General features: G+C 71.9%; 28 protein-coding genes. 11 read left to right on the top strand and 17 right to left on the bottom strand.

The genetic code is table 11. From position 1 onward, the window contains the following. Positions 1–57 precede the first annotated feature (57 nt). From VMF51_RS11410 to VMF51_RS11400, 3 genes are read left to right on the top strand one after another with little or no spacing between them, the layout of a single operon-like run. Positions 58–747, top strand: coding sequence for a DUF2877 domain-containing protein (locus tag VMF51_RS11410; RefSeq protein ID WP_325474549.1), 690 nt, complete (start codon positions 58–60; stop codon positions 745–747). Then, complete coding sequence (locus VMF51_RS11405; RefSeq protein ID WP_325474548.1) at positions 744–2,153, top strand: FdrA family protein; 1,410 nt, start codon at positions 744–746, stop codon at positions 2,151–2,153. Before VMF51_RS11410 ends, VMF51_RS11405 begins: the two co-directional genes overlap by 4 nt. Continuing rightward, positions 2,150–3,535, top strand: a complete 1,386-nt coding sequence (locus VMF51_RS11400; RefSeq protein ID WP_325474547.1) for a DUF1116 domain-containing protein — start codon at positions 2,150–2,152, stop codon at positions 3,533–3,535. Before VMF51_RS11405 ends, VMF51_RS11400 begins: the two co-directional genes overlap by 4 nt. Here the strand turns inward: VMF51_RS11400 and VMF51_RS11395 are convergent. The 4 genes from VMF51_RS11395 to moeZ all read right to left on the bottom strand — a co-directional run bounded on the left by VMF51_RS11395 (position 3,519) and on the right by moeZ (position 6,092). Next, complete coding sequence (locus VMF51_RS11395; RefSeq protein ID WP_325474546.1) at positions 3,519–3,704, bottom strand: hypothetical protein; 186 nt, start codon at positions 3,702–3,704, stop codon at positions 3,519–3,521. The genes VMF51_RS11400 and VMF51_RS11395 overlap by 17 nt on opposite strands. Before the next feature lie 68 nt (positions 3,705–3,772). Continuing rightward, a complete protein-coding gene (locus VMF51_RS11390; protein ID WP_325474545.1) occupies positions 3,773–4,366 on the bottom strand; it encodes a DoxX family protein in 594 nt (197 codons plus the stop codon). Between the two features lie 116 nt (positions 4,367–4,482). Continuing rightward, a complete protein-coding gene (locus VMF51_RS11385; protein WP_325474544.1) occupies positions 4,483–4,791 on the bottom strand; it encodes an MGMT family protein in 309 nt (102 codons plus the stop codon). Between the two features lie 101 nt (positions 4,792–4,892). After that, positions 4,893–6,092: an adenylyltransferase/sulfurtransferase MoeZ gene (gene moeZ / locus VMF51_RS11380; protein ID WP_325474543.1), complete on the bottom strand. Its 1,200-nt coding sequence runs from the start codon at positions 6,090–6,092 to the stop codon at positions 4,893–4,895. A 214-nt stretch (positions 6,093–6,306) separates the two neighbouring features. Between moeZ and VMF51_RS11375 the strand changes: the two genes are divergently transcribed. From VMF51_RS11375 to VMF51_RS11365, 3 genes are read left to right on the top strand one after another with little or no spacing between them, the layout of a single operon-like run. Next, a complete protein-coding gene (locus VMF51_RS11375; protein ID WP_325474562.1) occupies positions 6,307–6,894 on the top strand; it encodes a TetR/AcrR family transcriptional regulator in 588 nt (195 codons plus the stop codon). 29 nt (positions 6,895–6,923) lie between these two features. After that, complete coding sequence (locus VMF51_RS11370) at positions 6,924–7,145, top strand: DUF3107 domain-containing protein (RefSeq protein ID WP_325474542.1); 222 nt, start codon at positions 6,924–6,926, stop codon at positions 7,143–7,145. 16 nt (positions 7,146–7,161) lie between these two features. Further along, positions 7,162–7,437 carry a hypothetical protein gene (locus tag VMF51_RS11365; RefSeq protein ID WP_325474541.1) on the top strand — a complete coding sequence of 92 codons (276 nt, stop codon included), beginning with the start codon at positions 7,162–7,164 and terminating at the stop codon, positions 7,435–7,437. 15 nt (positions 7,438–7,452) lie between these two features. On the opposite strand, the gene VMF51_RS11360 is transcribed toward VMF51_RS11365, so the two are convergent. Continuing rightward, a complete protein-coding gene (locus tag VMF51_RS11360; protein WP_325474540.1) occupies positions 7,453–8,178 on the bottom strand; it encodes a ferritin-like fold-containing protein in 726 nt (241 codons plus the stop codon). Between the two features lie 188 nt (positions 8,179–8,366). Here VMF51_RS11360 and VMF51_RS11355 point away from each other — a divergent pair, with 188 nt between their 5' ends. Next, positions 8,367–9,791, top strand: coding sequence for a DEAD/DEAH box helicase (locus VMF51_RS11355; RefSeq protein ID WP_414689461.1), 1,425 nt, complete (start codon positions 8,367–8,369; stop codon positions 9,789–9,791). Positions 9,792–9,846: 55 nt separating this feature from the next. On the opposite strand, the gene VMF51_RS11350 is transcribed toward VMF51_RS11355, so the two are convergent. After that, positions 9,847–10,536, bottom strand: a complete 690-nt coding sequence (locus tag VMF51_RS11350) for a L,D-transpeptidase (protein WP_325474539.1) — start codon at positions 10,534–10,536, stop codon at positions 9,847–9,849. After that, on the bottom strand, positions 10,533–11,321 hold the full coding sequence (locus VMF51_RS11345) for a ParA family protein (protein WP_325474538.1): 789 nt from the start codon (positions 11,319–11,321) through the stop codon (positions 10,533–10,535). The genes VMF51_RS11350 and VMF51_RS11345 overlap by 4 nt, the downstream gene beginning before the upstream one ends. Before the next feature lie 60 nt (positions 11,322–11,381). Between VMF51_RS11345 and VMF51_RS11340 the strand changes: the two genes are divergently transcribed. Further along, the gene (locus VMF51_RS11340) at positions 11,382–12,182 is read left to right on the top strand and encodes an SDR family oxidoreductase (protein WP_325474537.1); all 801 of its coding nucleotides are present in this window, start codon (positions 11,382–11,384) and stop codon (positions 12,180–12,182) included. A 2-nt stretch (positions 12,183–12,184) separates the two neighbouring features. Here VMF51_RS11340 and VMF51_RS11335 read toward each other — a convergent pair whose 3' ends face one another. The 5 genes from VMF51_RS11335 to VMF51_RS11315 form a co-directional block, all read right to left on the bottom strand. After that, the gene (locus VMF51_RS11335; protein WP_325474536.1) at positions 12,185–12,799 is read right to left on the bottom strand and encodes a MarC family protein; all 615 of its coding nucleotides are present in this window, start codon (positions 12,797–12,799) and stop codon (positions 12,185–12,187) included. Next, positions 12,796–13,671, bottom strand: a complete 876-nt coding sequence (locus VMF51_RS11330; RefSeq protein WP_325474535.1) for a PHP domain-containing protein — start codon at positions 13,669–13,671, stop codon at positions 12,796–12,798. The genes VMF51_RS11335 and VMF51_RS11330 overlap by 4 nt, the downstream gene beginning before the upstream one ends. Positions 13,672–13,732: 61 nt before the next feature. Further along, the gene (locus VMF51_RS11325; protein WP_325474534.1) at positions 13,733–14,368 is read right to left on the bottom strand and encodes a DUF6758 family protein; all 636 of its coding nucleotides are present in this window, start codon (positions 14,366–14,368) and stop codon (positions 13,733–13,735) included. Between the two features lie 33 nt (positions 14,369–14,401). Continuing rightward, the gene (locus VMF51_RS11320; protein WP_325474533.1) at positions 14,402–14,962 is read right to left on the bottom strand and encodes a histidine phosphatase family protein; all 561 of its coding nucleotides are present in this window, start codon (positions 14,960–14,962) and stop codon (positions 14,402–14,404) included. Positions 14,963–14,971: 9 nt separating this feature from the next. Next, on the bottom strand, positions 14,972–15,226 hold the full coding sequence (locus tag VMF51_RS11315) for an amphi-Trp domain-containing protein (RefSeq protein ID WP_325474532.1): 255 nt from the start codon (positions 15,224–15,226) through the stop codon (positions 14,972–14,974). A 56-nt stretch (positions 15,227–15,282) separates the two neighbouring features. Here VMF51_RS11315 and VMF51_RS11310 point away from each other — a divergent pair, with 56 nt between their 5' ends. Beyond that, positions 15,283–16,443 carry an MFS transporter gene (locus VMF51_RS11310; protein ID WP_325474531.1) on the top strand — a complete coding sequence of 387 codons (1,161 nt, stop codon included), beginning with the start codon at positions 15,283–15,285 and terminating at the stop codon, positions 16,441–16,443. Here the strand turns inward: VMF51_RS11310 and VMF51_RS11305 are convergent. From VMF51_RS11305 to VMF51_RS11285, 5 genes are all read right to left on the bottom strand, one after another. Beyond that, entirely contained in the window at positions 16,429–16,983 is a 555-nt protein-coding gene (locus tag VMF51_RS11305; protein ID WP_325474530.1) for a MaoC family dehydratase, read from the bottom strand. The genes VMF51_RS11310 and VMF51_RS11305 overlap by 15 nt on opposite strands. A gap of 83 nt (positions 16,984–17,066) precedes the next feature. Then, a complete protein-coding gene (locus VMF51_RS11300) occupies positions 17,067–17,252 on the bottom strand; it encodes a DUF5302 domain-containing protein (RefSeq protein ID WP_325474529.1) in 186 nt (61 codons plus the stop codon). A 102-nt stretch (positions 17,253–17,354) separates the two neighbouring features. After that, positions 17,355–18,743, bottom strand: coding sequence for a phospholipase D-like domain-containing protein (locus VMF51_RS11295; RefSeq protein ID WP_325474528.1), 1,389 nt, complete (start codon positions 18,741–18,743; stop codon positions 17,355–17,357). Positions 18,744–18,789: 46 nt separating this feature from the next. Further along, the gene (locus VMF51_RS11290) at positions 18,790–19,881 is read right to left on the bottom strand and encodes a hypothetical protein (protein WP_325474527.1); all 1,092 of its coding nucleotides are present in this window, start codon (positions 19,879–19,881) and stop codon (positions 18,790–18,792) included. 14 nt (positions 19,882–19,895) lie between these two features. Beyond that, positions 19,896–21,095, bottom strand: a complete 1,200-nt coding sequence (locus VMF51_RS11285; protein ID WP_325474526.1) for an acyl-CoA dehydrogenase family protein — start codon at positions 21,093–21,095, stop codon at positions 19,896–19,898. A 166-nt stretch (positions 21,096–21,261) separates the two neighbouring features. Between VMF51_RS11285 and VMF51_RS11280 the strand changes: the two genes are divergently transcribed. Beyond that, on the top strand, positions 21,262–22,503 hold the full coding sequence (locus tag VMF51_RS11280) for an endonuclease/exonuclease/phosphatase family protein (RefSeq protein ID WP_325474525.1): 1,242 nt from the start codon (positions 21,262–21,264) through the stop codon (positions 22,501–22,503). A 476-nt stretch (positions 22,504–22,979) separates the two neighbouring features. Further along, positions 22,980–23,848 (top strand): hypothetical protein (locus VMF51_RS11275; RefSeq protein WP_325474524.1); only part of this gene is annotated, 869 nt, incomplete at its 3' end.

Genomic DNA, 23,848 nt, shown 5'->3' with positions numbered 1-23,848 from the left:
ATCGTTGGCACATCCTCACATGTGGCCACCCTAGAACGACCGACTAGCGTCAACGCGGTGAGGCCTCTTCCGGTGGGTGCACCGCCCCGTGTCCACGAGCGGCTCCGGGCCGCTCCCGACGGCCCGGTGCCCGTGGTGCACCGCGGGCCGCACGCCGTGTACGTCGACCTGCACGGCTGGTGCACGGGCGTCGTCGACGCGCGGGCCGCCCAGGTGCCGTGCGCCCTGCGCGCCTCCTCCGGAGCGCTCGCCGACGTGCCGGCGCGCACCGCGGAGATCCGCGACGGCGTACTCCACCTCGACGGCCGAGCGCTGGTCGCCGGTCGCTTCGCGCGGGTGGAGGTCCCCACGCTCGCGGTCACCGCAGACCGGCCCGCGCCCCTCGGCACCGAGGAGGTGCGCAGCCTGGTGGGCGCCGGCGACGGGCTCACACCGTACGGCGACGACATCCTCTGCGGCTGGCTCGCCGTGCACCGGGCCGCCGGGATCGCCACCCCCGAGGTCGACGCCGCCGTGCGGGCGCTGTCGTCCCGCACCACGCTGCTCTCCGCGACCCTGCTCGACTGCGCCCTGCACGGCGAGGTGCTGCCGGAGTTCGGCGCCTGGCTCCGGGCCGTCGGCACCCACGACGAACCCGCCCGCGCCGCCGCCCTGGCGGCGATCGGGCACACCTCCGGACATGGCCTGCTCGCCGGCGCCCGCCGCGCGCTGGCCGGCCTGACCCACCCGACAGGAGTCGCCGCATGACCCACACCCACGTCGAGCTGCGCCCGGGCGCGTACGCCGACTCCGTCGCGCTGCTCCAGGTCAGCCGCAGCGTCCAGCAGGTCGAGGGCGTGCTCGCGGCCCAGGTCGCCATGGCGACGGCCCTCAACCTCGAGGTGCTCACCGGCATGGGCTTCGACGTGCCCGCCGAGGCCACCACCAACGACCTCGTCGTCGCCGTTCGCGTCGACGACGACGCCGCCCTCGACCGGGCCCTCGCCGCCGTCGCCGAAGCGCTGGCCGCGACCGGTCGGCGCAGCACCGGCTCCGCCGAGGTCGCCCCCCACCACACCACGGCCGCCGCCCTGCGGGACGCCCCGGGCGACCTGGTCCTGGTCTCGGTCGCGGGCGGGCACGCCCTGGTCGAGGCGATGGACGCCCTCGACGCGGGCAGCGACGTGATGGTCTTCAGCGACAACGTGCCGCTCGAGCACGAGGTGGCCCTCAAGCGCACCGCCGCGGAGCGTGGGCTGCTGGTGATGGGACCCGACTGCGGGACGGCCGTCGTGGATGGCGTCGGGCTGGGCTTCGCCAACGTCGTCCGCCCCGGCCCGGTCGGGCTGGTCGCGGCGTCGGGGACCGGCTGCCAGCAGCTGCTCGCCCTGCTCGACCACGCCGGCATCGGCGTCTCCTCGGCGCTCGGCGTCGGCGGCCGCGACCTCTCCGCCGAGGTCGGCGGCCGGTCCACGACCGAGGCGCTGCGCCGGCTCGACCAGGACGCCTCGGTCGAGCTCGTCGTCCTGGTCTCCAAGCCCCCGGCGCCCGAGGTCGCCGCCACCGTCCAGGAGTACGCCGACTCGCTCGGCACCCCCGTCGAGCTGGCCCTGCTCGGCGCCGGACGCCCCGACCTGACCGCGGCCGCGGAGGCGGTCCTGCGTCGGCTCGGTCATGCCGTCCCCGACTGGCCGGTCACCGGGAGCGCCGGTCCGGCGACCCGCGGCCGGCGGCTGCACGGTCTCTTCGTCGGCGGCACGCTGTGCCAGGAGGCCCGGCTGATCGCCGAGGAGCGGCTCGGCACGGACCACCCGTTCACCGACTTCGGCGACGACGCCTACACCGCGGGTCGCGCCCACCCGATGATCGACCCGTCGCTGCGCCTGGAGCACCTCGCCCGGGTCGCCGCCGACCCCGACACCGCGGTGCTCCTGCTCGACGTGGTCCTGGGCCACGGCGCCGAGCAGGACCCGGCCGGGACCCTCGCCCCCGCCATCGCCGGGCTCGACGTCCCCGTCGTCGTCAGTCTCGTCGGCACCGCGGCCGATCCGCAGGACCTGGCCCGGCAGGCCGACGCGCTCGCCGGGGCGGGCGCCGAGGTCCACCTGTCCAACGCCGGCGCCGCCCGACGCGCCGTCGCCCTCGTCGAGCAGCGCCTGGAGGCCCTGTCATGAGCACCAGCATCGTCTCGGTCGGCACCGACCTGCTCGCCGACGCCGTCGCCGGCCAGGCGGTCGACGTCCAGCGCGTCGACTGGCGCCCTCCGATGCCCGGCACCGAGGCCGACCTGGCCACCGTCGCCGCCGACCCCCTGCGCCACGACGCCAACCGGCGGGCACTCGAGGCGGTGCTGGGCGTGACCGCCCGCCTCGTCGACGTCGCCCCCGCGGCCGAGGTGCTCGGCCTGCAGCGCGGCGAGTTCCTGCACGCCGGCCCCCCGATCACCTGGGACCGCGCGTCCGGCCCGCTGCGCGGCGGGCTGATGGCCGGAGCGGCACTGGAGGGACTCGTCGACGACCCGGAGGACGCCGTACCCCTCTTCGAGTCCGGCTCGTCGGTCAGCCTCGAGCCGTGCCACCACCGCGCCACGGTCGGCCCGATGGCCGGCGTCGTCACGCCCGGCATGTGGATGTTCGTGCTGGAGGACGCGGCCACCGGGCGTCGTACGCACTGCTCGCTCAACGAGGGCCTCGGCAAGGTGCTCCGCTACGGCGCGTACTCCCCCGAGGTGCTGACCCGGCTGCGGTGGATGGGCGACGTGCTGGGGCCGCTGCTGCAGGCCGCCGTCCGTGCGAGCGAGCCGGTCGACGTGACCGGCATCCTGACCCAGATGCTGCAGATGGGCGATGAGGCCCACAACCGCAACCGCGCCGGCACCCTGATGCTGCTGCGCGACCTCGCGCCCGCGATGGTGACCAGCGGCGCCGACTCCGCCGACGTCGCGGAGGCGATGCGCTTCGTCGGCGCCAACGACCACTTCTTCCTCAACCTCGCGATGCCGGCCTGCAAGCTCGCGCTCGACGCCGCACGCGGCATCGAGGGCTCGACCATGGTGGTCGCGATGGCCCGCAACGGGACCGACTTCGGGATCCAGGTGGCCGGCACCGGCGACGAGTGGTTCACCGGCCCGGCCCAGGTCGCCGACGGGCTCTACCTGGGCGACTACGGACCCGACGACGCCAACCCCGACATCGGCGACTCGGCGATCACGGAGACGGCCGGTATCGGCGGGTTCGCGATGGCCACGGCGCCCGCGATCGTGCGCCTGGTCGGCGGCAGCGTCCCGGACGCGCTCGCGACCACCCGCCGGATGCACGAGATCACCCTCGGCGAGAACCCGCGCTGGTCCGTGCCCGTGCTCGACTTCCAGGGCACCCCGACCGGCATCGACGTCACCCGGGTCTGCCGCACCGGGATCCTGCCCCAGATCAACACCGGCATGGCCGGCAAGGTGGCCGGCACCGGGCAGGTCGGCGCCGGCCTGGTGACGCCGCCCGCCGAGATCTTCCCGAAGGCGCTGGCCCGGCTGGCCGAGCAGGCTAGGTCTCGGACCTGACGGCGGCGATCACCCCGAACACGGCGCCCGCGGCCGCCCCGATCCCGAGTCCGTAGCCGAGGCTCGTGACCAGGTCGTCGGTCATGAGCCCGTAGACGAGGCCGCCGACGAGCCCGACCAGCACGCAGGTCCCGATGGCGGCGAAGACGTTCGTGAACAGCGCGATCATGCCCGTCGGTACCCGCGGGCATGCGAGGACCCCGGTGCGTGCGCACCGGGGTCGTGGACGGGCGACCGCTACTTCAGCCAGCCGTGCCGCTGGACGAACGGGACCTTGGCCCAGAGCCCGCCGAGGCCGAGGGTCCGGCCGGCGTCGGTCAGCGCGAGCATCACCAGCAGGCCCGCGTAGACGAGGTGGTCGTCCATGAAGGGGTTGTTCTCCGGCCACAGCGCGGCGGCCCACATCAGGACCATCATCACCGCGCCCGACACGGCGGCCACCCGGACACCGACGCCGGTGATCAGCGCGAGACCGATGCCGGCGAGGCCGACCATGAACAGCCAGTCGACGACGGCGTACCCGGCCAGCGCGCCGAAGGCGTCCGCGAAGGGACCCTTGGTCGCGAAGTTCAGGAAGCCCTCGGTGGGGCTGCCGCCGTTGAGCCAGGACGAGCCCCGCTCGGTGGCGAAGCCGAGGCCGAACAGCTTGTCAAGGAAGGCCCAGAGGAAGACCCAGCCGAGGGCGATCCGCAGGCCGGCCCCGACGTAGCGGGCGGCGCGGGCGGAACGGGACTCGGGGGCGATCAGCTCGGGGTGGACGAAGTCCGGGTCGGGCAGGGTCGCGGCCCCACCCTGGTGACGTCCTCGGTGGGTGAGGTGGATGTTCGACATGGTGTGACCTCCTGCTCCGGTGGTGTCTTTCTCTGACACCACCACTCTCGCCGCGCGCGTCGCTCCCGGTCAGTGCCGGACGTCGCGCGGGGAGAGGACCTAGGTCCCGACGCCGCTCAGGCCTGCTCGGGCGGCAGCCAGAAGGCGGCCCGGAGGTCGACGTTGCCGGAGGGACGCAGCGGCGTGCCCTCCTCCAGGTAGGTCTGCCGCGCCTCGTCGAGATGGCTCGGCGGCAACGACCCGTCCGCGCGCACCACGCGCCACCACGGCACCCCGCCGCCGTGCGTGGCCATCACGTTGCCGACCCGACGCGGGCCGTACCGGCCGATCGCGTCCGCGATGGCTCCGTACGTCGTGACCCGGCCGCGCGGGATCTGCTCGACGATCGAGAGCACCGCCTCGACGTACTCCTCCGGATGCCGCACGCACCCGAATCTAGTGGTCGGAACGCGAACGACCCGCCCGGAGCCCGGGCGGGTCGTTCGGCGGTTCCTGCTGTGTCAGTACGACGGGTCAGTACGACGGGTCAGTACGACGGCTGCGACGGGTCGATCTGGTTGACCCAGGCCACCACGCCACCGCCGACGTGGACGGCGTCGGCGTACCCGGCGCCCTTCACGATCGCCAGCGTCTCGGCCGAGCGGACGCCGGACTTGCAGTGCATGACGACCTGCTTGTCGCTGGGCAGCTGCTCCAGCGCGGAGCCGTTGAGGAAGTCGCCCTTGGGGATCAGGATCGAGCCCGGGATCTTGTTGATCTCGTACTCGTTGGGCTCGCGGACGTCGACGAGGACGAAGTCACGCGTGCCCTCCTCGCGCTCCTTCAGCATGTGCTCGAGCTGGACGACCGAGATCGTCGAGCCGGCGGCGGCGTCGGCCGCCTCGTCGGAGATCGCGCCGCAGAAGGTCTCGTAGTCGATGAGGCCGGTGACGGTCGGGTTCTCGCCGCACAGCGCGCAGTTGGGGTCCTTGCGGACGCGCAGCTTGCGCCACTCCAGCTCGAGGGCGTCGTAGATGACCAGCTTGCCGATGGCGGGCTCGCCGATGCCGGTCAGCACCTTGATGGCCTCGTTGACCTGGATCGAGCCGATCTGGGCGCACAGGACGCCCAGGACGCCGCCCTCGGCGCAGCTCGGGACCATGCCCGGCGGCGGCGGCTCGGGGTAGAGGCAGCGGTAGCAGGGGGCGTCGTCGGCCATCGACGGCGCGAAGACGGAGGCCTGGCCGTCGAAGCGGTAGATCGAGCCCCAGACGTACGGGATCCCGAGGAAGTACGCCGCGTCGTTGACCATGTAGCGGGTGGCGAAGTTGTCGGTGCCGTCGACGATCAGGTCGTAGTCCTTGAACACGTCCATGACGTTGTCGTTGTCGAGACGACCCTCGTGCAGGATCACGTTGACGTACGGGTTGGCCTCGGCGATCGACTCCTTCGCGGAGAGCGCCTTGGACTTCCCGATGTCGGACTGGCCGTGGATGATCTGGCGCTGCAGGTTCGACTCGTCGACCTCGTCGAACTCGGCGATGCCGAGCGTGTGCACGCCGGCGGCGGCGAGGTAGAGCAGCGCCGGGCTGCCGAGGCCGCCGGCCCCGATCACCAGGACCTTGGCGTTCTTGAGCCGCTTCTGCCCGCTCATCCCGACGTCGGGGATGATCAGGTGGCGGCTGTAGCGACGCACCTCGTCGATGGTCAGCTCGTCTGCGGGCTCCACCAGGGGCGGGAAGGACACGACTCTCTCCTCGTGTTGCGTTGGTCGTCGACGCCGGGACAACACCGGGCGTCCCGTCCATGTTCCCCGCGCCCGCCCGCCTCGCCGTACCGCGTCCCGTCATCCGGACTCGGCGTACCTGCGGGTAGGGTGCTGCGCTGCAGGACACACGTCAGGAGCACAGGTGAGCGCAGGGCAGTACGACGTCGAGGGGACGCGCCCCCGGGGTGGCCGGATGCCGCGACGCGAGCGTCGCGCCCAGCTGCTCGAGTCCGCCCTCGGCGTGTTCGTCGCGCAGGGTTACCACGCGGCGGCGATGGACGACATCGCCGAGCGGGCCGGGGTGTCCAAGCCGGTCCTCTACCAGCACTTCCCGGGCAAGCTCGACCTCTACCTCGCGCTGCTCGACGTCTCCTGCGACGCGATCATCGACAACTGCCGCCGCGCGCTGGAGTCCACGCAGGACAACAAGCAGCGGGTCGCGGCGGCCATCGACGTCTTCTACGAGTACGTCGCCCAGGAGACCGGCGCGTTCCGCCTCGTCTTCGAGTCCGACCTCACCAACGAGCCCGCGGTCCGTGCGCACGTCGACCGGGTGACCACGGAGTGCGCGGCCCTGATCGCCGAGGTCATCCACGACGACACCGGCCTGCCCGACGAGGCGTCGCGGCTGCTGGCGGTATCGCTGGTGGGAATGGCCCAGGTCTCCGCGCGGTTCTGGCTCACCGAGGCGGGCGGCATCAGCCGGCCCGACGCGGCCGCGCTGGTCGCGGGGCTGGCCTGGCGCGGCATCCGCGGCTACCCCAAGACCGACGAGCACTGATTCACCAACAACAAGCTGAAGGAGTACCCGTGGAGGTCAAGATCGGCGTCCAGCACTCGCCGCGCGAGCTGGTCGTGGAGACCGCCGAGTCCGCCGAGACGGTCGAGAGGCTGCTCGGCGAGGCCGTCGCTGCCGGCAGCGTCTTCACGCTGACCGACACCAAGGGCCGCAAGACCATCGTCCCGGCGTCGGGGATCTCCTACGTCGAGATCGGCGGCGGCGTCACGGGCCAGGTCGGCTTCCGCAGCTAGCACCGACCCGCCGCCGATGCTCGTCAGCGACCTGTTGTGGGCCCTGCTCGGAGGCGCCGTCGTCGGCATCCTCGGCAAGTGGCTCGCGCCCGAGGGGCGCGACGAGGTGCCGCTGTGGCTCACCGTGCTCTGCGGGGTCGGTGGCGTGCTGGTGGGCAACGCGATCTACATCAACGTGTGGACCCCCACCACCCCCGGCTTCGACTGGTGGCGGCACATCTGGCAGATCGGCATCGCCGCCGTGCTCGTCACGGGCGCGGCGGCGGTCTCCGGGCGCGGGCGACGCCGCTGAGGGTCAGCTCTCGAGTCAGCTCTCGAGGCCGAGCTCGGCCATCCGCTCGGTGTGCCGCTCGGTCAGCCGGGTGAACATCCGCCCGATCGCCGCCAGGTCCAGACCGGGACGGTCCACCCCGCCGGCCAGCAGCGACGAGAGCGCGTCGCGGTCGGCCGCGACCCGCTGCGCCTGGATCAGCGCCTCCCCCATCAGCCGCCGGCCCCACAGCGCCAGCCGGCCGCCCAGCCGGTGGTCCGCGGCGATCGCCGCGCGCACCCGGTCGACGACGAACGCGGCGTGCCCGGTGTCCTCCAGGGAGGCCACCACCAGGTCGCGCGTGCCCGGGTCGAGGTACGCCGCGATCTCGCGGTAGAAGTCGTCGGCGAGCCCGTCCCCGACGTACGCCTTGACCAGGCCCTCGAACCAGTCCGCGGGGGCGGTGTGCTCGTGGAAGAGGTCGATCGCCTCGCGGAAGGGCTTCATCGCCGCGAACGGGTCCGCGTCGAGCTCGACGATCCGCGCGTGGAGCGAGGCGACCTTGGTGAACTCGCGGCTGGCCATGGTCGCGATGGCGACCTTGTCCTCCAGCGTGGGCGCCAGCTTGGCGTCCTCCGCGAGCCGCTCGAAGGCCGAGATCTCGCCGTACGCGAGGACCCCCAGCAGATCGACGACGGCCTCCCGGTAGACCGGGTCCTGGAAGGCCAGCGGGGTCCCGTCGTCCACGGAACCCTCGGGCGTGTCGGCTGTCGATGGGGCCACCTCCGCACCCTACCGATAGACTCGCCCCCGAGAGGGCGCGCCCGCCCGGGTCATCACGACCGAAGGCGAGCCGCCCCGGTATGTGCGCGGCAGACCGCACCTGAGTCCGCCGCTTCCGACATTCACTCGGTTGATCCCGGCTGACTCACGAAAGCGACAAGATCCTGACCACGTTCCGAGAGCTCGGGGTGCTCCCCGAGATTTGCGACGCGCTCGAGCGCGCCGGCATCACGACCCCCTTCGCCATCCAGGAGATGACCCTCTCGGTCGCCCTGATGGGCACCGACCTGATCGGCCAGGCCCGCACGGGCACCGGCAAGACCCTCGCGTTCGGCATCCCGGTGCTGCAGCGCAGCGTCTCGCCCAAGGACCCGGCGTACGCCGACCTGCCGCAGGGCAAGCCACAGGCGCTGATCGTCGCCCCGACCCGCGAGCTCGCGCTCCAGGTCTCCAGCGACATGTCGGTCGCCAGCAAGGACACCGGCCTGCGGGTCCTCACCGTCTACGGCGGCGTCGGCTACGACACCCAGCTCGAGGCCCTCGAGGCCGGCGTCGACATCGTCGTCGGTACGCCGGGCCGGCTGATCGACCTCGCCAACCGCCGCGCCCTCGACCTGTCCCACGTGCACGCGCTGGTGCTCGACGAGGCCGACGAGATGCTCGACCTGGGCTTCCTGCCCGACGTCGAGCGGCTGCTGCGGATGACCCCCGAGACCCGCCAGACGATGCTGTTCTCGGCCACCATGCCGTCCGCGATCGTCTCGCTGGCCCGCATCCACATGCGGCACCCGATGAACATCCGCGCCGAGTCGTCGTACGAGAACGCGACGGTGCCGGCCACGGCCCAGTTCATCTACCAGTGCCACGACCTCGACAAGCCGGAGATCATCGGCCGCATCCTGCAGGCCGAGGACGTCGAGAAGATCATCGTCTTCACCCGCACCAAGCGGCAGGCGCAGCGGGTCGCCGACGACCTCGTCGAGCGCGGCTTCAAGGCCAGCCCGCTGCACGGCGACATGGCCCAGGTGGCGCGCGAGAAGGCGCTGACGAAGTTCCGCGAGGACAAGATCCAGGTCCTGGTCGCCACCGACGTCGCCGCCCGCGGCATCGACGTCCGCGGGGTCTCGCACGTCATCAACTACACCTGCCCCGAGGACGACAAGACCTACGTCCACCGGATCGGCCGCACCGGCCGCGCGGGCGCCTCCGGCATCGCGATCACCATGGTCGACTGGGCCGACCTGCACCGCTGGAAGATGATCAACAAGACCCTCGACCTGCCGTTCGACGAGCCGCTGGAGACCTACTCCAGCTCCGAGCACCTCTTCCACGACCAGGGCATCCCGCCGGGCACCAAGGGCCGCATCGTCGACCCCGCGCCCGTCGAGCGCAAGCCGCGCGAGGAGCGCGAGCGGCCGCCGCGCAACCGGAACCGCACCCGCACCCGCACGCGGGGCGGCGAGCAGGTCACCACCGATGCCGCTCCCGCCGCCGACGGCGCCACCACCGAGGGCGCTGCCGCCGAGGGCGCGGAGCGTCCCGCCGGCGCGAGCCGCAACCGCCGGCGCCGCCGCCGGTCCTCCGGGGGCGGCAACGCCCCCGCGGAGGCCTGAGCCCCACGATCGCCCCGGAGCCCCCGGCGTACCTGGTACGCCGGGGGTTCCGTGCTCAAGCCGTGACGACGACCGTGGTGCCGAGCGGGGCGAACTTCCACAGCGCGATCGCGTCCGCACGGCGCTGGCGGATGCAGCCGTGCGACTGCGGGGTGCCGAGCTGGGCGACGGTCTGCACCGGCTTGCCCTCGTCGACGGGGATGTCGTGGAAGCCGATCGCGGCGCCGGTGTTCCCGCGGGTGAAGCGCACGAAGTACTTCATCGTCCCGGAGTCGTCGATGCCGACGGCGTTCTCGGAGCGGGAGTAGACGTCGTACGTGCCGGGGTCGAGGTTGTCGGAGAGGCTGCCCGAGGCCAGGTAGGTACGGCGTACCCGCTCGCCGTCCTCGACCAGCCAGACCCGCTGCCGGCTCTCGCTGAAGACGATGCGCCGGCCGGAGCCGGAGTCGGCGGGCAGGGTCGTGTCGGCGGCGGGGTCGACCTGCACCGCCTCGGCCTGAATCTCGGCCTGCACCTCGGCCTCCACCTCCGCCTCGGCCTCGGCGGTCGGCGCGGCCGGGGCGGGCGTCGGGTCGCCCTGCCCGTCCCGCACGATCGCCGCGGAGGGCTCGTTGGTGCCGGAGAGGGCGGCGGGCAGCGCGCCGGTGCCGCCGAGGACGGCGACGAGGGTGACCGCCAGGGCGGCCCCCAGCACCGAGATCCGGCCGTAGCGGGGCCGGACCGCCGTGGCCCGGTGCCTGCTCACCTCGTCGCCCGCCGGGCCGGCGTGCGCTGGGCGCGGGTGACCAGGTTGGCCGCGACCTCGCGGTACGCGCCCGCGCCCCGGCTCGACCGGCTGGTGGCGAGGATCGAGCGACCGGCGGCCGGCGCCTCGGCGAACTTGATCGTCTTCGGGATCGGCGGCTCCACGACCTCGAGGTCGTAGGTCTGCGAGATCGTCTCCAGCACGGTGCGCGCGTGGTTGGTGCGGCCGTCATACAGGGTCGGGAGCACGCCCCAGACCTCGAGCCGCTTGTTGGTGAAGCGGCGTACGTCGTGGACGGTGTCGAGCAGCTGCCCCACCCCGCGGTGCGACAGGGTCTCGCACTGCAGCGGCACCAGCACGCCGGTGGCGGCGGTCAGGGCGGCGACGGTCAGCACGCCCAGCGAGGGCGGGCAGTCGAGCAGGATCCAGTCGTACTCGACGTCGAGGTCCTCGAGGGCGGTCTTGATGACATGCTCGCGGCCGGTGCGGGTCAGCAGGTCCGCCTCGGCGCGGGCCAGCTCGATGGTCGCCGGCAGCAGGTCGACGCCGTCCTCGGTCTCGAGGATCACCTCGGCGGGGTCGACGCCCTGGGTGAGCACGTGGTGGATCGACACCTCGAGGTCCTCGGGGTCGATGCCGAGGGAGAACGTCAGGCAGGCCTGCGGATCCAGGTCGACGAGCAGCACGGAGTGCCCCAGCTCGGCGAGGGCCGCGCCGATGGAGGCCACCGAGGTGGTCTTCGCGACGCCGCCCTTCTGGTTGGCGACCGCCAGTGTCGTCGTCATCGGTGCCCATCATGCCCGACGGGAGGCGCACGTCGGGGAGGCACTGCTTGACTGGGTCGCATGTCTCCCAGCACCCCTCCCGACACCTCCCCCGGCACCTCGCGCGGCACCGCTCTGGTGACCGGTCCGACCGCGGGCATCGGCCGGTCCTTCGCCGAGCAGCTCGCCCGCCGCGGGCACGACCTGGTCCTGGTCGCCCGGGACACCCGGCGCCTCGAGGAGCTCGCGGCCGAGCTGCAGGCGTCGTACGGCGTGACCGCGGAGGTGCTGCCCGCCGACCTCGCCGACCGCGACGCCCTCGCCACCGTGGAGGAGCGGCTGCGGGACCCGGAGCGGCCGGTCGAGCTGCTGGTGAACAACGCCGGCTTCGGGCTCAAGCGCCGCTTCCTCGACAACGACGTCGAGGCCGAGACCGCGATGCTGGACGTGCTGGTCACCGCGGTGCTGCGCCTCTCCCACGCCGCGCTCGGCCCGATGAGCGAGCGCGGCCACGGCGGCGTCATCAACGTCTCGAGCGTGGCGGCCTTCCTGCCCCGCGGCAGCTACTCCGCGGCGAAGGCCTGGGTGAACAGCTTCAGCGAGTGGGCGGCCAACGAGTACCGCGGGAAGGGCGTCACCGTGATGGCGCTGTGCCCGGGGTTCACCAAGACCGAGTTCCACCAGCGGATGGACGTCAGCCGCGGCTCCGCGCCCGACTTCATGTGGCTGGAGGCCGACGACCTGGTCGCGCGCGCCCTGGCCGACTACGACCGGGGCCGGGTCTACTCCGTGCCCGGCGCGCAGTACAAGGTCATCACGACCGCCGCCCGGCTGGTGCCGAACTCCCTGCTGCAGCGCTTCCAGAGCCTGGGCCGGAAGTAGCGTCAGCCCTCACCCGCGATGAAGGCGCGTACGGCGTCGGCGACCAGCTGGACGGCGATCGCGGAGAGCAGCAGGCCGGCGATCCGGGTGACCAGCAGGACGCCGCTCTCCCGGATCAGCCGCAGGATCGGCAGCGAGAACCGCATGGCCGCCCACAGGCAGAGGTGGACGCCGACGATGCCGAGCCCCACCGCCAGGAAGGTCGCGCTGTCGTCGACCCGCTCCACGAAGAGCATGGTCGCGACGATCGCGCCCGGACCGGCCAGCAGCGGGGTCCCCAGCGGCACGAGCGCGACGTTGCCACCCGCCGACCCGCCCATCGAGTCCTCCTTGCCGGTGAGCAGCTCCAGGGCGACCAGGAGCAGCAGCAGTCCCCCGGCCGCCTGCAGCGCCGGCAGCGAGATGTGCAGGTAGGACAGGATCTGCTGGCCGAAGAAGGCGAAGCAGGTGATGACGAGGAACGACACACCGACCGCCTGCCAGGCGGCCCGTCGCGAGGTCGCCGCGGACCGGCCGCTGGTCAGCGACAGGAAGATCGGCACGGTGCCGACGGGGTCCATGATCACGAACAGGGTCACGAAGACCTCGACGAGCAGGACGGTGTCGAGGACGCTCATCCCCGGACGATCTCCGGGGTCGCGCGGCCCGCGGCGGACGCGGCGGCGTCGGCGAGGTCGAGGAGACGCTCGTACTGGTCCGGCGCGGTGGTGTTCACCCCGAGCTCGTGGTCGTTCTTGCCCGCGCCGTGGTGGTCGCTGGAGCCGGTGACGACGAGGCCCAGGTTGCCCGCGATGGCGCGCAGCTCCGCCCGGGCCTCCCGGTCGTGGTCCTGGTGGTCGACCTCCAGCCCCGACAGTCCGGCGTCGCGGAAACCGGCGAGGTCGGCCTCCGACAGCCGGTGCAGGCTGCGCCCCCACGGGTGGGCGATGACGCTGACGCCTCCCGCCGCCGTGACGTGGCGGATGGTGTCGAGCAGCGGGGCGGCGTACCGCTGGACGTTGGCGGGCCGACCGGCCCCGAGGAAGCGGTCGAACGCCTCGGTGCGATCGGCGACCACGCCCAGGGTGACCAGGGCGTCCGCGACGTGCGGCCGGCCGGTCGCGGCGGTGCCGTGCGCGGCCCGTCGTACGTCCTCGTCGTCGATGGCGATGCCCAGCCCGCGCAGCCGCTCCAGCATCATCGGGACCCGGGCGCTGCGGCCGTCCAGCACGGCGTCGAGCTCGTCGACCAGCGGGGCGTACGTCGGGTCCGGGAGGTAGGCCAGCAGGTGGACGCCCCAGTGCCCGTGCCGGGTGCTGATCTCCATGCCGCGCACCAGTTCGACGCCGTACTCGTCGGCGGCCGCGGCCGCCTCGGTCCAGCCCGCGGAGGTGTCGTGGTCGGTGATCGCCAGGACGTCGAGACCGGCCGCGGCCGCGGCCTGGACCAGCTCGCGCGGGGTCTGGGTGCCATCGCTCGCCCGGGAGTGGGTGTGGAGGTCGATGCGCACCCGTCCCAGGGTAGCGAGGAGGCGGCCCGGCGCCGATTCCGCAGCGTCGGCCCGGCTCAGGTCACCAGTGCAGCCGCGGTCCACCGAACGGCAGCGCGAGCAGCGGCGGCCCCAGGGCCGAGACGTCGCGCAGGATCCAGTCGTCGCGCAGCAGCAGCATCGCGGAAGCCGGCCGCAGCACGATCCACAGCCATCGTCCGGCCGCCTCCCCCGCCACGACCGAGCGGTCCCACTCCCCCGTGTCGCGACTGGTCGACACCGGCCACAGGCGGACGGCCTGGCTGCCGATCCGCACCTGCACGGCGGGCGGCCCCTCCACGATGTCGGCACCGGGGTCGTCGTGCAACGTGCCGGCGACCCGGGCACCCAGGCCAGTGCCGGGCTCCTCGCTCACCACGAGCACGTCGACCGGGCCGTCCAGCTCGCTGGTCCCCGAGCAGCAGGTCATCGTCGCCCGCGGCCGGTCCGGCCCGCCCACCGCCGCGAAGTCGGTGACGCTCCAGCCCGGGCTCAGCGGCCAGGGCAGGTACGTCGGGAAGCCGGCCGCGCGTCGCAGGTGCTCGGCGAACCCGTCGTACGACGACTCCGCGGGACGCCACAGCGGCGCGACGCTGCCGTGCTCGGGACACGCGACGACACCGTCCGCGTCGAGGGGCGCGACCGGGGTCGAGCAGCGGGGACAGCCAGGGTCGGGCATGGAGACCACCGTGCGGACCGCGCCCGCGGCACGTCAAGAGTTCCAGCGCAGCACGACCGGTTGGCCGCGCTCCTCACCGAGCACCGACACCGTCGCGGTGTCCAGGCGGAGCAGCCGTCCCTCGCTGACCGGCAGCCCCAGCCAGCGGGCGGCCAGCGCCCGCAGCGAGTGCCCGTGGGCGAAGACCAGCGTCGCCCCGTCGGCGGCCCGCGCGCGGGCCACGACCCGGTCGAGCCGCTCGCCCACCTGCGCGGCCGACTCGCCTCCCGGCACCGGCCCGGACCAGATCGTCCAGTCCGGGACGCGCTCCCGGATCTCGGCGGTGGTGATGCCCTCGTAGTCGCCATACGCCCACTCGACGAGGTCCTCGTCGACCTCCGCGTCGGCGTACCCCGCCAGCTCGGCGGTACGACGCGCGCGCTGCCTCGGGCTCGTCAGCACCTGCACGAAGTCGGTGCCGGCCAGCCGCGCGGGCAGCCCGCGCGCGACCTCCTCGCCCTCCGGCAGCAGCGGCAGGTCGGTGACCGACGTGTGCCGGCCGTCTCGGCTCCACTCGGTCTGGCCGTGCCGGACCAACCACAGCTCGTCACCCATGACGGTGGCTCAGACGACCGGACCCTCGTCGTCCTCGGCGTCGTTCTCGAGGTTCCAGCGGAGCTGGAACTCCACCTCCTCCTCGCCGTCGCCGCGCTCGTGCTCGATCGAGAACTCGGCGCGCACCGGCACCCGGAACCGCTCCCCCGCGATCTGGATCCGGAAGGACTTCCCGGTCTCCAGCGCGTCGGCCAGTCGGCGCAGCTTCGCGACGACCTCCTCGGTGGAGTAGATCTTCTCGATGTCGCGATCCGGCTTGCTCATGCCCTCAGCATGCCGTACCGCCCCACGGCGCGAGGTTTGACCCTAGGTTGACCCCTATGCCACTCACCCGGGCCCGCGTGGCCGTCGCCGCGGCGTTCTTCGGCCAGGCCCTGGTCCTGCTCAGCCTGACCACCCGGCTGCCCGAGTTCCAGGACAAGTGGCACCTCTCGGACGTGACCCTGTCGTTGGTGCTGCTGATGATGATCCTGCTGGCGGGAGCGGGGTCCGTGGTCGCCGAGGCGCTGGCGAAGCGGCGCGACAGCGCGCTGCTGCTCCGCGCCGGGCTGCTGCTGGTGGCGCTGGCGGTCCCGCTCATCAGCACGGCGCCCTCCACGCCCGTCTTCGTCGCCGGCGTGGGCCTGTACGGCGTGGGCCTCGGCATCGTGGACGCCAGCACCAACATGCAGGCCGTCGCGCTCGAGCACCGCTACGGGCGGCCGATCCTCCCCTCGTTCCACGGCGCGTGGACGCTCGGCGGCGTGGTCGGCGCCGCGCTCACGCTCCTGACCGCGGACCTGCCGCTGCCCGCGACCGCCGTCCTCGCGGTGGTGCCGCTCGTCGCGGCATTCGGCGCGTTCCTGCCCCGCGACCACGGACCGACCGAGCTGGCCGCCCAGGTCGCCGTCCCCTGGCGCCCGATCATCCTGGTCGGCATCGCGATGGTGCTCTTCTACATGGTCGACACCGCCGTGCAGACCTGGGGACCGCTCTTCCTCGACCACACCTTCAGCACCCCGGAGCGCTACGTGTCGCTCTCCGCCCTCGGCTACCTGCTGGCCAGCGGCGTCGTGCGGATCGCGGGCGACTCGCTGGTGCGGCGGTACGGCGCCGTCCTGGTCCTCCGGGCGGGCGCGCTGCTCGGGGCCGCGGCCCTGGCCCTGGTCGTCTTCTCGACCAGCTGGCCGATGGCCGTCGCGGGCTTCTCGCTGCTCGGCGCGGGCGTGGCCGTCGTGGCTCCGCTGAGCTTCTCCGCCGCGGCCCAGATCGCCGGCGGCGAGGGCTTCGACCCGGCCGTGCGCCAGGCCCGGGTCGACGCCGTGATCGCCCGGTTCAACCAGTTCAACTACGTCGGCGCGCTGCTCGGCTCGGTGCTCACCGGGCTGATCGGCGCGGACTCGCTGCGGATCGGCTTCGCCGTCCCGATGATCCTGGTGCTGGGCATCATCCCGCTCGCGCCGGCGTTCGTGCCCCGCGTGGTGGCCTCAGTCCGAGGCTGATCCACCGTCCGGGGACGCCGGACCGCTCCAGTTCTTGTCCGGCTGCGGCACGGGACGACCGGGCTGCTCGCCGCCGCGGGCCTCCAGGTAGCTGTTCTTCGGCACCATCACCTTGCGCCGGAAGATGCACACGACCGTGCCGTGCTGGTTGTAGCCGATGGTCTCCACGTGGACGATGCCGCGGTCGTCCTTAGACTTCGACTCGAACTTGTCGAGCACGGTGCTCTCGCCGTAGATCGTGTCGCCGTGGAAGGTCGGCGCGACGTGGCGCAGCGACTCGACCTCCAGGTTGGCGATCGCCTTGCCCGAGACGTCCGGGACGCTCATGCCGAGCAGGATCGAGTACACGTAGTTGCCCACCACGACGTTCTTCTTGAACTGGGTGGTCTCGACGGCGTAGTTCTCGTCGATGTGCAGGGGGTGGTGGTTCATGGTCAGCAGGCTGAACAGATGGTCGTCGTACTCGGTGACCGTCTTGCCGGGCCAGTGCTTGTAGGTCGCGCCGACCTCGAACTCTTCGTAGCTGCGTCCGAACTGCATGCGCCGATGATGCCCCCTGCGACGGGCGCGGCGCATCCGTCCCTACGCGTGGGTAATGTCACCCCACGCGCAGGGACGCGAGGTCAGCTCCCGCCGCCGCCGGCCTTGCGCCGGTGCATCTTCGGGGCGTTGTCGGCGACCTCGGAACCGTGCGCCTTCTCCTTGACCGGACCGTCCTTCGGTACGCCGCGGTCGTTGGACTGCTTGCGGTCGAGCGCCTCGCGCATCTTCGCCTTGAGGTCGTCGTTCGCGCCGTTGGCGTCCGTCATGGGGTCCTCCGGAGGGTGGGGGGCGGGCTGTCGGTCCAGCCAAGCACGCTCGTGCGCCGGAGTCGACGGGTTAAGCCCGCGGCCGTCCGTCGGCCGCCGGGCTCACTCGTTGCGCCACTCCGGGCTGTTCGTCCCCAGGTCGTCGGCGTAGATCCGCGGCATCATCCAGCGGCCGGCGATCGCCGCGCCGTCGGGCACCCCGGCCGCGCCGCCCCACGAGAAGCCGTGGGTGTGCGAGCGCCAGACCATGCCCCAGTTGTCGGCGTAGCTGCGGTAGAGCGTGTTCTCGAAGACCCGCAGGATCAGCTCGTCGCCGTACTGGCCGCCGTTCTGGAAGTTGCTGGACCCGGTGACGACCATCTTGCGGCCGCGCTCGCCGTCGTAGTTGCCGTTGACCAGCAGGATCTTGGTGTGGCTGTAGAGGTCGATCTCGCCGTCCTCGTCGGTGTCGAAGCCGGTGCTGCGCACGGGCATCAGGCCGCGGCCGGTGGGCCTGGCGAAGACGTCGCGTACGCGGCCGCCGGCGTACCCGACCATGATCTTGACGTCGCAGCCCTTGGCGTAGAGGTCACGCAAGCGGTTGGCGATCATCACCCCGCGGTCGCCGTCCCAGGCGTGCATGTTGACCCGGATGATGGTGCGTCCGGTGTCGGTGCGCGCGCCCAGGCACTTCACCGGGGCGAGCAGCCGCGAGATCGGGTCGCGCGTCGGCGTCCACCGGGTGCGCTTGGTCGCCGCCTTGTCCCGCGGGAACGGCAGGACGAACAGCCCGAACTTGCCGATGGACTTGCGCAGGTACGGATGCTTCGCCAGCCGGTCGCGGCGCATCTCGTTGTAGACCGTGTTGAGGGTCGCGTACAGCCGGCGCTTGTTGTTGAGCGTCAGCAGGTCGTTCCACTGGTTCTCGGCGCCGTTGAGCTTCATGTTCAGCGAGCCGAGCATGACGACGTTCTTGGCCGTGCCGGTGTGCGAGAACAGCACGAACTTGCTGTGCTGGACGTCGCCCTGGCCCCGGCAGCTGGCCTTGCACTGGTAGAAGAAGCTCTTCCGGCTGCGCTTGCTGCCGAGGGAGGAGCGCAGCTTCTTCTGGGCGGCCGGGAGCTCGTGGCCGTTGACGATCACCTGCACGTGGACCTTGCGCTTGCGCCGGGCCTCGATGAGCGCGTCGGCGACCTGCGTCCGGTCGAAGGAGAACATCACCATCTTGATGGTGGAGCCCTTCCGGGCCTTCCGGATGGCCGCGATGACCTGCTGCTCCAGCCGGAACTGTCGCTCGCCACCGACCCGCGGGGTGTTGAACTTGACCCCCGGCGTCGGCCGCCAGCCGCCCTTGCGCTCGGCCGCCTGGGCCGGTGCGGTGATCGGGGCCGCGGCGATCGGGCCGATCAGGGCCGCCGCCACGACGGCGACGACGAGGACGGCGAGACGGGCGCGGACCGTCCCTCTCGGGGACCGAGAGCGGGCGGGCACGAGCGGGTTCGACGCTGACACGGGCTGCAACCTACCCGAGGAGCGAGGGGATTTTACGATTCTCGGCTCAGTCGCCGCGCCCCCGGCGCAGCACGCGCGCGGCCCGTCGCAGCGGCGTCGCGGCGCGTTCGGACTGCTCGTCGCGGCGCTCCAGCTCCGCCGTCAGCTCCCGCACGTCCTCGAGGAGTACGCCGACCAGCCGGGTCGCCGACTCGAGCATCTCGCCGTCGGTGATCGAGTCCAGGGACCGCCCCGCGGGGAGGTCGTCGGGGACCAGCAGCGAGTCGACGTCGCCGACCACCGGGTGGCCGCGCTCGACGATCAGGTCCACCGCGCGGCGGCTGCGCCGCCGGCAGTCCGCCAGCAGCTCCTCGTCGAGGCCGGCCCGCTGCCCCTGCTGCTCGGCGAGGCGGCCCTCCGCCAGGTGACCGCGGATCCAGCGCCCCCGGTCGAAGGCGGTGTGGAACGACCCGAGGTGGGCGTTGACGCGTCGGAGCAGCTCGACCTGGACGGCGCCCAGCGACGGGTTCACCGCCTCGCTCTCGACCACGTAGTCCCCCGTGAGCCCGAGGACGCCGGCGAAGTTGCGCCAGTGCTGGTCGGGCGACGCCTCGCGTCCCGGCACGGGCAGCACGTGGATGCGCTCCGGCGGAAGGACCCGTCCCCACCGCTCCAGCACGCCGGCCAGGTCCCAGGTGCGCCAGCCGAACTCCGAGCGGGTGTCCGCCTCGGCCGCGGCGTGCAGGTCGAGCTCGCTGCCGTTCTTGACCATCTCCTGCCAGCCGGCCGTCAGCATGCCGGCCGCGTGCCGGGCCGTCACGACGACGTGCACCTCGGCGGGCGCGAGCCGCTCCAGCGCGCGGCGTACCTGGGGCGCGCTCGCACCGCAGAAGAACTCGTGGGTGATCAGCCCGGTGCCGTCGGCGGCGTCGAGCTCGGCGCACAGCCGCTCCCAGGTGCCCGGCGCCCGGGGGTCGCGCCGCTCGAGGTGCTTGCGGCCCTGGACCTCCAGCGCGGCCCAGAGGTGCTCGCGGTGGCCGCCGCCGGGCAGGACGACGCCGTCCTCACGCAGCCGGCCGCGGTTCGACCAGAGGATCCGCTGGAGGTACGTCGTACCCGTCTTGGGCAGCCCGATGTGCAGGAAGACGCGCGCGACCATGCCGTACTGCCTCCTCAGCCCTGGAGGGCGTAGTCCTTCAGCAGGCTCCGGCCGATGATCATCTTCTGGATGTCGGAGGTGCCCTCGCCGATGAGCATGAACGCGGCCTCGCGGTAGAGCCGCTCGATCTCGTACTCCTTGGAGTAGCCGTAGCCGCCGTGGATGCGGAAGGAGTCGGAGACGACCTCGTTGCAGTACTCCGCGGCGAGCATCTTGGCCATCCCGGCTTCGACGTCGTTGCGCTCGCCCTTGTCCTTGCCGCGGGCGGCCTTGACCATCATCGCGTGGCTGGCCTCGACCTTGGTCGCCATCTCCGCGATCCGGAACAGGATCGCCTGGTGCTCGGCGATCGGCTTGCCGAAGGTCTCGCGCTGCTGGGCGTAGGCGATGGCCAGCTCGAAGGCGCGGTTGGCGATGCCGCAGGCGCGGGCCGCGACGTTGACGCGGCCGACCTCGACGCCGTCCATCATCTGGTAGAAGCCCTTGCCCGGCTCGCCGCCCAGGATCTGCTCGGCACCGATGCGGTGGCCCTCGAAGACCGCCTCGGTGGTGTCGACGCCCTTGTAGCCCATCTTGTCGATCTTGCCCGGGATGGTCAGACCCTGCGCGGTCTCGCCGAAGCCCGGCTCCTTCTCCACCAGGAACGTCGTCATGTTCTTGTAGACGCTGTCCGCGCCCTCGTCGGTCTTGACCAGCACCGCGATCAGGTTCGACGTGCCACCGTTGGTCAGCCACATCTTCTGACCGTCGATCGTGTACCCGCCGTCGTCGCCGCGGGTGGCCTTCGTGCGGATCGCCGCCACGTCGGAGCCCAGACCGGGCTCGGACATCGAGAAGGAGCCGCGGATCTCACCGGTGGCCATCCGCGGGAGGTACTTCCGCTTCTGCTCCTCGGTGCCGTGGCGCATCAGCATGTAGGCCACGATGAAGTGGGTGTTGATCACGCCAGAGACGCTCATCCAGCCGCGCGCGATCTCCTCCACGCACAGCGCGTAGGTCAGCAGCGACTCCCCGAGGCCGTCGTACTCCTCGGGGATCATCAGCCCGAAGATCCCGAGCTCCTTGAGCCCCTCGACGATCTCGGCGGGGTACTCGTCGGCGTGCTCCAGCTCGGTCGCGACCGGGAGGATCCGCTCCTCGACGAAGGTCCGCACCGCCTTCAGGATCTCGCGCTGGTCCTCGGACAGTCCCTCGGTCTGGCACAGGCGACCCATGAGTACTCCTCGATGTGGCGGGGTGGCGTACGACACGAACGCCGGAAGGATACCGGTGAGTCACTTAGCGCCGGGGGCAGGTCCGCGGGGGCCGCCGAGGCGGTACGGCGACCGGCCACCGGTTACCCTCGGGGGGCTGCGGAACCCAGGCGGAGGAGCGATTCGTGTGACCAGGTGGCTCCGTGCCCGCGGCGCTCGCGCCCGGCGCGGCTCCCGCCCGTCGACCGCGGAGCTCGTCGTCGGCCTGGCGGCGGTCGTGGCGATGGTCCTCGCCCTCGTGGTGACCCTGGTGCCGTCCACGCTCGACGTCCTCACCCCCTCCGGCTCGCCGCAGTCGGCCCGCGAGGACGACGCGACCGAGCAGCCCACGTTCTCGGCCTCGCCGACCCCCACCGCCACCCCCTCGCCGTCGGAGACCGCTCCGGTCCCCCCGGGCGCCACCCCGTCCGGGCCGGCCGCGACGAACCCCGCGCCGACGACCGGCGCCCCGAAGATCACGACGCCGGGGATGTCGTTCCCCTCGATCGCCCGGCTCGACGAGGTGATGGGCAGCCGCGGGCTCACCCGGGTGCCGCCCCGGGCCTGGGAGGGAGCGACGTTCACCGTGGCGTCGTACAACGTCCTCGGCGCGAGCCACACCCGCGGCCCCAAGCGCCGTAAGGGGTACGCCGCCGCCGAGCAGCGGCTTCCCGCGCAGCTGGAGCTGCTCGGCGCCAAGGGCGTGTCCGTCGCCGGCCTGCAGGAGTTCCAGTACCCCCAGGTGCACCAGCTGCGGGCGCGCACGGGCGACGCCTGGGGGATCTACCCCGGGGTGGAGCTCGGCAACTGGCTCGCCGACAACTCGATCGTGTGGCGCACCGACCAGTGGGAGGCGCTGACGACGCGCACCGTGGAGGTCCCGTACTTCCGCGGCAAGCCCACCCCGATGCCGTACGTCCTCCTCGAGCACCTCGAGTCGGGCCGCCGCGTGTGGTTCGCGAACTTCCACAACCCCGCGAACGTCGCCGGCGACGCGGCGCACCTGCGCGCCCAGGCCCTGCAGATCGAGGCCAAGCTCGCCAAGGAGCTCAGCGCCGACGGCACGCCGGTCGTCGTCACCGGTGACATGAACGACCGCAAGGAGTTCGCCTGCCCCTTCGCCACCGCGAGCGGCATGCACTCCCCCAACGGCGTCACCATCCGCGACGGCTCGTGCGTCCTGCCTCCCAAGCTCGACGTCGACTGGATCTTCGGGACCCAGGACCTCACGTTCTCGGACTTCCAGTCAGACTCGCAGAGCCAGGGCCGCAAGCTGAGCGACCACCCGCTCATCACCTCGACCGCCGCCCTCCCCGGCGTCGAGGACCGCACCGACTGTGAGCCGCGCATCTCCCGCGACGGGGTCGTCTGGTACTGCCCGGCCAATTGACTGGGTGCGTCCCACTCTCGGTCCGCCCGACAGAGCCGAACGCCTACCAGATCAGTTGAGGTCCGATCATGGCCGCACTGACCGGGCATCCCGCCTAGATCGACGTCGCGCTGTCATCGAACGGGGTCACGCGCGGACCGCCGAAAGTTGCCGGGCAGCAGCCGGGTAGAGGCGAGCCAGCGCGGTAATGCTCTGCCAGTTGCTCGTCTGTGGGTTCTGGCTCAAGCGGCCGGCCGTCCGGCCGCCAACGCTCGAAAGAGACCCCAATCGCGTTCGGTCCTCTCGCTTAGGCGGCAGGTGCGTCAATCACCTGAGTGCTTGCGAAATCACCTCCGTCGCGAGCCGCGTGTTCCGGGACGACCCAGCATCAGGCAGGTGATCTGAATAGGCTTGGGCCGAACACGACATGTGAGGCCGCCCGTAACGGACCGGCACCGCGCTGGCGACTGCTGCGTCCTGCGGCATGAAAGGCAGAGATGGACTTCATCGTCTTGGAACGGTTCGAAGCCGTGCCGGCGAGCCCACGGCCGCTGGTCGTACTGCGGGCGAACACCTGGAACGACTACAGCTTTCGCACACTCTTCGGTGCCGAACTGCACCACGACGGGGAGATCCTGGACCTCGAAGGCGTCAAGATTATGAAGCGCGGTCAGGTAAAAGGCCCTCACCAGGTCCCGACCTCGTTCGTCGAGCTGGACGAGAGCTACTGCTCTCTTGGTCAGGAAGTCGAGTACTACGAGAAGCTCATGACGATCGATCCTTTGATCCGCGAACAGCTCCTCCGCGGCATCCGGGATGTCGCCGCCGATCCGACCATTGCGGCCTCGTTCGAGCAGGAGCCAGCGTGGGGAACCTCGGTGCTTCGTTTCGGTCAAGCTACCAACGCACTTAAAGTCGGACCTGAGATACTGCGTGGTCAGAAACGGGTCACTGGCATCGCCAACTTCACCTACAACCACCCCCCTTCCAGCCTCAACCTCGTCTTCGACTTCGATGACACCACCGGGCTTCCAGGTCGGACCAACGTCGTCATTGGCTACAACGGCGTCGGAAAGACGAGTCTCCTGGCCGGGATCGCAAATGCGATCAGTCAGGTGACTCGGCGTATCGGGTCGGCGTTGGACGGCGCCTCGGTCACTGGTACCGACAACACCTTCGGGGCCGTGATCACTGTCTCCTACAGCCCCTTCGACACCTTCGCACTGGGCGGATTCAGCTGGTCGAAGCAACACCGACTGATGGAGGTGTTGTGGTGCCGAGGAAGCGTGTGCCGGACGTGGTCCGGTCGAGGTTCTTCGATCTGGTGTGTGCGGGGTCGTCGTTGGCAGCGGCGGCGGGCGAGGTT

It is taken from the genome of Nocardioides sp. (assembly GCF_035503875.1).
GTDB lineage: Bacteria > Actinomycetota > Actinomycetes > Propionibacteriales > Nocardioidaceae > Nocardioides.
This window is presented reverse-complemented; position numbering and strand designations above follow the sequence as displayed.